This window comes from Thermodesulfovibrionales bacterium (genome assembly GCA_035622735.1).
Taxonomy (GTDB): Bacteria; Nitrospirota; Thermodesulfovibrionia; order Thermodesulfovibrionales; family UBA9159; genus DASPUT01.
This window is the reverse complement of record DASPUT010000209.1, coordinates 1-7316: the sequence shown is the minus strand read 5'-3', so window position 1 is coordinate 7316 and position 7316 is coordinate 1. Positions and strand designations below refer to the sequence as shown.

Sequence of the window (7316 nt, the reverse complement as noted above, 5' to 3'; positions counted from 1 at the left end):
GATGTCATGGAAGACTGCGGGGTTCTCAAGCGCATAGAAAAGCGGGAGAAGGTCGGCTACAAGATGCTCATCGACGGCCGCATTCAATCGATCCCGTCGCAACTGAACTTCCTCGAACTCCTCGTTGCAGCGCCCCGGGTCGTGACACTGAAGAAGCAGGACCGGAGCATGAAATCCTATTATTCAGGCATCATCGGCAAGAAGAACTACGAAAAGGTCTTCGGCCCCCTCCTGAGCGCCGTCATTTCCCAGGATGCCGATGATTTCCCTGCGGAAGTCCTCTTCAAGAAACGACCGAGGAGAAAAGATGTCCTGAAGAGTTTCACCGTATCAGGCGGCCTCCAGACGATCACTGATGCCCTCGGGGCATGTCGCGGCGTTGAGGTGCTCACCGGAAGCGAGGTCGCCGGGATCACGTTCTCAAAGGATTCCTTCTCTCTCGCGACAAGAGAGGGGAAGAATTACGAAGCACGCAGCCTCGCGCTCGCGACAACAGCGACCGCGGCGGCAGCGCTCTTAGAGACCGCCTTCCCCCAAGTGTCGCGACTCCTCAAGCAGATACGGGTTGCGGTCTCCGAGGCGGTCGGATTCGCTGTCAGGAAGGATGCTCTCTCTCTCGCCCCTCTGGCCGGGATTATCCCTGTTCATGACAGCTTCTTTTCCGTGGTTTCGCGGGACGCGATCGCGCATGAAACGTATCGCGGATTCACCTTCCACTTCAAACCCGGTCTTCTCGACCGGGAGAAGAAGATCGGACGCATCTCCGAAGTCATAGGAGTGAAGCGGGAGCAGTTGGAGCAGGTTACGGTAACCGAAAATTACGTTCCCTTTCTCAATGTAGGCCACGATCGTCTGCTCGGAGAGATCGATAGTCTCCTCGCGAACAAGAGGCTCCTTCTGACCGGGAATTACCTTCTCGGGTTGGCTATCGAGGACTGCGTCCTCAGATCGTTAAGCGAATTCTCACGACTCAGGGCTTTGCTGTAGCAGGAACGATTTACCGTATTTCAGGCAAGGAGGAGGGCTGTATGAACCAGTATGACTTGATTATCGCAGGCGCCGGAATCAGCGGGATGAGTCTCGCATATTACTCTGGACGGTCCGGTCTCAGAACGCTCGTGATCGAGAAGGACGAAAGGACGGGCGGCTGTTTTTCATCACATCGGCTGGAAGACGGCTCGGATTTCTGGTTCGAACTCGGCGCGCATACCTGTTACAACTCCTACGGCAACCTCCTCGGAATCATAGAGGGCTGCGGGATCCTCGACCGCATGAGGAAGAGGGAGAAGGTCGGCTTCAAGATGCTCATCGGCGACAGGATAACATCGATCTCCTCTCAGCTTAACTTTCTGGAACTCCTCTTTTCCGCGCCCCGCCTCTTCAGTCTGAAGAAGGCCGGTCAGAGCGTCGAGTCGTACTACGCCAAGATCGTCGGAAGGAATAATTATGAGAAGGTCTTCGGACCGGCCTTCAATGCGGTTATTTCGCAGAGGGCGAACGATTTCCCGGCTGACATGCTCTTCAAGAAGCGGCCGCGGAGGAAGGATGTCATGAAGAGCTTCACCCTCGAAGGCGGCCTTCTGACGATTCTAGACGCGATACGGGGTCAGAGGAACGTCACGGTGGTAACAGGGAGTGGGGTTCAATCGGTTCTTTATGGAGGCGGTCTCTTCGATGTCAGGACGGCGGATGGAGGCCTTTACAATTCTAGGAACCTCGCGTTGGCCGTTCCGCCTGTCGCTGCGGCAGCCTTGCTGGGGCCGTCATTCCCTGAGCTTGCCCTGAAGATATCGCGGATCAAGTGTGAGTCCGTCGAAACGATGGGGGTAGTCCTCAGGAAGGATGCGCTCGCCATCGGCCCGCTGGCAGGGATCATAGCCGCTGATGACTCTTTCTATTCCGCTGTTTCGAGAGACACGGTGAGACACGGGCTTTATCGGGGGTTCAGTTTCCATTTCAAACCGGGACGTACCGACCGACACGCGAAGCTCCAGCGCATCACGGAGGTACTCGGAGTGGGCAGGTCCCGGGTCGATCATGTCGCAACGAGAAACAATGTCGTCCCTTCTCTTGCCGTCGGACATGAGAGCATAATCGGCGACATCGACGCGCTTCTTGCCGGTAAGCGGCTCCTCCTGGCAGGAAATTATTTCTCCGGCATGGCGATCGAGGACTGTGTATCACGGTCCCTATCAGAATTCCGCCGGCTCGAGAATATGCCTGAGCGTGCATAGCGTAATAAAGTGTGGTATGCTCTTTTGTGACGAAGAAGAGCCTGTCCCCGAAGGAGAGCTGAGATGCCCGAGAAGGTAATCGAATCGTTCGATGTAAAACGGCTTGATATCCTTGACGAGGCGGGAAATGCCGATGATTCACTCATGCCAACACTGTCCGGCGACGATATCAGGAAGATCTATGAACTCCTCGTCTTTTCGAGGACCTTTGACCAGCGAGCCTTAAGCCTCCAGAGGGAAGGGCGGATCGGCACCTACGCGCCGATCCTCGGTCAGGAGGCATCGCAGATAGGAAGCGCCTTCGCCCTCGAAAAGACCGACTGGGTTTTCCCTTCCTTCAGGGAAAACGGTGTCTATATCGCGGTCGGGCAGCCGCCTTACAAGATCCTCCAATACTGGTCGGGTGATGAGAGGGGGCTCAGGACATCTCCCGATCTCAACATATTCCCGGTCTGCATACCTGTGGCTTCCCATCTTCCTCACGCAGCAGGAGCCGCCATGGCGGCAAAGTATCGCGGGGATAAGGTCGGGGTGCTCGCATATTTTGGCGACGGTGGCACCTCGGAGGGAGATTTTCATGAAGGCATGAATTTCGCCGGGGTATTCAAGCTCCCCATGGTCTTCGTCTGCCAGAACAATCAATGGGCGATCTCCGTGCCGAGGGAAAAACAGACCGCGGCGAAGACGCTCGCCCAAAAGGCTATCTCCTATGGCTTCGAGGGCGTACAGGTCGACGGGAATGACGTCTTCGCAGTCTATAAGGCGACAAAAGATGCGCTCGACAGGGCGAAGCAGGGCGGCGGTCCGACGCTGATAGAATGCTTTACCTACAGGATGTCCGACCATACCACCGCTGATGATGCGACACGTTACAGGACAAAGGAGGAGGTCGATGCCTGGAAGGCGAGGGACCCTATCATGAGGATGAAGCTCTTCATGGAGAAGAAGGGCCTCTGGACAGATGGGTATCAGAAAGAGGTGGAGGCGCGGGCAAAGGCAAGCGTGGATGAAGCAGAGAAGAAGGCAGAATCGGTCGAGCCCCCTGACCCGCGCGACATGTTCACGTACACCTATGGTGCCCTTACCCAGAGACAGAAAAAAGAGATGAGGGATTTCTGAGATGGCCCAGCTGAATATGGTACAGGCGATCAACCTCGCCCTGAAAGAAGAGATGGGGAGAGACAAGGAGGTCGTCGTCCTTGGCGAAGACGTCGGGATGGACGGAGGGGTTTTCCGCATCACCGAAGGACTTCTCGCAGCATTCGGTCCTGAGAGAGTGATGGATACTCCGCTCGCAGAGTCGGGCATCATCGGCACAGCCATCGGCATGGCAGTCTACGGGTTGAAGCCGATCGCCGAGGTGCAGTTCTTCGGGTTCATTTATCCCGCCGTGAATCAGATCGCGAACCATGCATCGAGAATCCGCTCGCGATCGAGGGGGAGGTACACCTGTCCCCTCGTGATAAGGACCCCTTACGGGGCCGGGATTAAGGCCCCCGAACACCACTCGGAAAGCTGCGAGGCGATCTTCTGTCATATGCCCGGCATAAAGGTCGTCATGCCTGCGTCGCCGTACTATGCGAAGGGACTGCTCCTTTCGGCCGTCAGGGACCCTGACCCCGTGCTTTTCCTCGAATCGACGAGGCTCTACCGCCTCATGCGAGAGGATGTCCCTGAGGGCGACTATACCGTTCCCCTCGAAAAGGCGAGGATAGTTCAGGAGGGCCAAGAAGTGACGGTCATCTCGTGGGGATATATGCTCCAGAGGTCGCTCCAGGCGGTGGAGGGATTCGATGCAGAGGTGATAGACCTCATGACGATCAACCCCTTTGACGAAGAGACCATAATCGCGTCGGTGAAGAAGACCGGGAGGGCCGTCATCGTCAGTGAATCGCCGAAGGTCGGGGGGTTCGCTTCCGAAATCGCTGCCTTCATCGCCGAGGAGGCGATGCTCTCCCTCAAGGCTCCGATCGTCAGGGTGACGAGCTACGATGTAGTCCTTCCCCTTCCGAAGCTCGAGGACCGGTACATGCCGACTGTCGAGAAGATAAGGAAGGGTATCGGAGAGGTCCTGAAGTATTGAGATCAGAGGGACAAGCCGAGCAGTTCACAACTGTTCGACATGATACCCCTTCCGCTTGAGCAGCTCGACAATTCCCCTATCCCCGACGAGGTGTCCGGCCCCCACGACAACGAAAGAAGTCTCCCCTGTTTTCAGGTAATCCTCGATTTTGGTGACCATATTCCTGTTTCTTTGGTAAATGAGCTTGTCATAAACGGAAGAGGTCAGCCCGTTCCTCCCCGCATACTTTGCGAGCACCGATTCGAGTCCTTTTACATCCCCGTTCTTCCACGCACGCACGAGCGCATCCGTCTCTTCCCTGACGGCGTTCGTATCGTTCAGGGTATACAACAGAAACTGTTCCTGTTCGGAATCGGAGAATCCCGAAAGCAGCCTGATCTGATAATCGAGACTCTCGAGTTCGACGATCCTTTTCCTCCCCTTGGCCTTAGAAAGGAAGTGCATGTCGATGCCGGAATTCGGGTCTAATCCTAATTTTACGAGTTCAAGGGCTGACACGGTCAAAGCGAGAAACCAGGGCCTCTGCCTCTTCACAAGTTCGATGGGAAAACCGAGTCCTTCGAATTCCCTTCTCGTGAGCTCATAGGTCTCCCGGGAGATATGCCTTTCGAGGTTGTCATTGTCGGGATAGAGAGCGCTCTCTACGAGCTGTGAGATGTCTATCTGCGTTATGTCATTGACGTCCGCCTCGACTGCCAAAACGCCGGACCTCTCGAAGGCATCCTCGATGCCTTTATCGAGTGGATAGTCTTCACTGCGAAAAAAGTGCAGGGAACCGAGCAGATAAACGGTGCCGGTCTTTGTCGTCACCTTCCAGAGAAAGTTTTTCTGATCCCGGGAAGCGGCGTTCGGGACCGAGAGAGACTGGGTCAGGATCAGGAGAACAAAGAGGACGGATAAAAATCTTACAGCTCTTCCCCTCATGGTCGGCTCCCTCCAGACAAATTTTTCACGATTATACCACAGTGCCTTTGCCATTCTTCCATTTCTCCCTTCAAGGGAGCGAAATTGACTGAGGTCATGCTCCATGCTATTCTTTTACTGATTAAAGCAGAAACGAGAAAAAAAGCAAGGACGAGGAGGCTCTATGCCGTTTCAATTTGTGCTGCCGGATCTGGGTGAGGGGACTACAGAGGGCGAGATCAGGAAATGGGTCGTCAAGGAAGGCGACCAGATAGAAGAGCACCAGACTGTTCTCGAGTTAGAAACGGACAAGGCGGTTGTGGAGGTGCCGTCTCCCAAGAAAGGAAAGGTCCTCAAGCTGAATAAGGAAGAGGGGGGAATTGTAAAGGTCGGCGAGGTCCTCATGACTATTCTCGAAGAGGGTGAAAAGACCGAAGAGAAGGCCGTGGAAGTGAAACCGGTAGAGAAAGAGAGGCCGAAAGAGGAGAAGCCGGCAAAGGAAGAGAGACCGAGATCCGTCTCCGTCGTCGGGGTTCTGCCTGAGGAAGAAATGGCGGTTCTTGCGACGCCTGCGATCAGGGCTATGGCAAAAGAACTCGGGGTCGCCATAGAGGGGATGAAGGGCTCTGGCCCCGGAGGCAGCATTACGAAAGACGATGTTATGGCAGCATCCAAGAAAGAGCCGAAACCGGAAGACCAGTACGGCCCTTCCGAGAGGATTCCCCTGAGGGGAATACGGCGGACGATCGCGAAGAATCTCATCATCTCCCAGAGGACAACCGCGTTCGTGACCGGCATGGACGAAGCCGACATAACAGATTTATGGGATCTTAGGGAGAGGGAGAAGAGGTCCCTGCGCGAAAAGGGCGTCCACCTGACCTTTCTGCCTTTTTTCATGAAGGCCGTCATTCATGCGCTCGCCGAACACCCTATGCTCAACGCCTCTGTCGATGAGGAACGGGAAGAGATCATCGTGAAGAAATACTACACCATCGGAGTCGCAGTCGATACGCCCGATGGACTCATGGTCCCGGTCGTGAAGGACGCGGTGAAGAAGACGATCCTCGAACTCGCCCTGGAGATTCAGGAACTGAGCGAGAAGGCGCGGGAGAGGAAGATAAAGCTCGAGGAGATGAAGGGGAACACCTTCACAATCACGAACTACGGACACTTCGGAGGCACCTTTGCGACGCCGATCATCAACTATCCCGATGTCGCGATTCTCGGGACGGGAAAGATATCCGAAAAGCCGTGGGTCAGGAACGGAGAGATCGTGATCAGAAAGATTCTCCCCCTCTCACTCACCTTCGACCACAGGGTGACGGACGGAGTCGATGCTTCGAAGTTCCTGACAAAGGTGATAGGTTACCTCGAAGACCCGGCACTCCTCTTCATCGAAAGTGCATGAACCCCCTTGACCCTCTTTTTTACCCTAAGTCGATCGCCCTCGTCGGGGCCGCCCACACCGAGATCAAGCTCGGCGGCGTCGTACTCAGAAACCTACTGAAATTCAGAGGACAGGTCTACCCCGTCAACCCGAAGTATCCTGAGTTGATGGGATTGAAGGCATATCCTACTGTTGCGGCTATCCCCGAACCCGTTGACCTCGCCTTGGTCCTAAGGCCGGCGGAGGAAGTCCTCGGGATCCTTAGGGAATTCAGGGACAGAGCCCGGTGCGTGATCGTCATGAGTTCTGGTTTCGCGGAGATCGGGGAAACGGAGCTTCAGGAAGAGGTCAAGAAGACGGGAAAGGAACTCGGCTTCAGAATCCTCGGGCCGAACTGCATGGGGATTTACAATCCCCACGAGAGACTCGATACTTTCTTTCTCCCCTATGAGAGACTCGAGAGACCGAAAAGGGGTAATGTCGCTGTCGTATCGCAGTCCGGAGCCATTCTGAGCTGCATCCTGAGCGGCCTCAACGCTTCACATGCCGGCGTGTCGAAGGCGGTTGGGTACGGCAACGCCGTAGACATCGACGAGGCCGATTTATACGAGTACCTGGCAGACGACAGAAAGACCGAAGTCGTTGTCTCATACATAGAGTCAGTCGGCGACGGAAGGAAGTTTATCGAGAAAGCGAGGCTTTTGTCCGA

At 55.4% G+C, this 7316-nt stretch carries 7 protein-coding genes; 6 read left to right on the top strand and 1 reads right to left on the bottom strand.

What is annotated here, in order from left to right:
• The 4 genes from VEI96_11230 to VEI96_11215 all read left to right on the top strand — a co-directional run.
• The coding region (locus tag VEI96_11230; protein HXX58564.1) for an FAD-dependent oxidoreductase at positions 1–987 on the top strand (987 nt) is incomplete at its 5' end.
• A gap of 41 nt (positions 988–1028) precedes the next feature.
• Positions 1029–2234: an NAD(P)-binding protein gene (locus VEI96_11225; GenBank protein ID HXX58563.1), complete on the top strand. Its 1206-nt coding sequence runs from the start codon at positions 1029–1031 to the stop codon at positions 2232–2234.
• Between the two features lie 63 nt (positions 2235–2297).
• Complete coding sequence (gene pdhA / locus VEI96_11220; GenBank protein HXX58562.1) at positions 2298–3353, top strand: pyruvate dehydrogenase (acetyl-transferring) E1 component subunit alpha; 1056 nt, start codon at positions 2298–2300, stop codon at positions 3351–3353.
• Between the two features lies 1 nt (position 3354).
• Positions 3355–4317: an alpha-ketoacid dehydrogenase subunit beta gene (locus VEI96_11215; GenBank protein HXX58561.1), complete on the top strand. Its 963-nt coding sequence runs from the start codon at positions 3355–3357 to the stop codon at positions 4315–4317.
• 24 nt (positions 4318–4341) lie between these two features.
• On the opposite strand, the gene VEI96_11210 is transcribed toward VEI96_11215, so the two are convergent.
• Positions 4342–5295 carry a TraB/GumN family protein gene (locus tag VEI96_11210; protein ID HXX58560.1) on the bottom strand — a complete coding sequence of 318 codons (954 nt, stop codon included), beginning with the start codon at positions 5293–5295 and terminating at the stop codon, positions 4342–4344.
• A 109-nt stretch (positions 5296–5404) separates the two neighbouring features.
• Between VEI96_11210 and VEI96_11205 the strand changes: the two genes are divergently transcribed.
• Both VEI96_11205 and VEI96_11200 read left to right on the top strand, forming a co-directional pair.
• Positions 5405–6628: a dihydrolipoamide acetyltransferase family protein gene (locus tag VEI96_11205; protein ID HXX58559.1), complete on the top strand. Its 1224-nt coding sequence runs from the start codon at positions 5405–5407 to the stop codon at positions 6626–6628.
• Positions 6625–7316 (top strand): CoA-binding protein (locus tag VEI96_11200; GenBank protein HXX58558.1); only part of this gene is annotated, 692 nt, incomplete at its 3' end. The genes VEI96_11205 and VEI96_11200, both read left to right, overlap by 4 nt.

Excerpts from the sequence above, each read along its gene's own strand:
- VEI96_11225 (HXX58563.1), top strand. The coding sequence starts at position 1,029 with ATGAACCAGTATGACTTGATTATCGCAGGCGCCGGAATCAGCGGGATG.
- pdhA (HXX58562.1), top strand. The coding sequence starts at position 2,298 with ATGCCCGAGAAGGTAATCGAATCGTTCGATGTAAAACGGCTTGATATC.
- VEI96_11215 (HXX58561.1), top strand. The coding sequence starts at position 3,355 with ATGGCCCAGCTGAATATGGTACAGGCGATCAACCTCGCCCTGAAAGAA.
- VEI96_11210 (HXX58560.1), bottom strand. The coding sequence starts at position 5,295 with ATGGCAAAGGCACTGTGGTATAATCGTGAAAAATTTGTCTGGAGGGAG.
- VEI96_11205 (HXX58559.1), top strand. The coding sequence starts at position 5,405 with ATGCCGTTTCAATTTGTGCTGCCGGATCTGGGTGAGGGGACTACAGAG.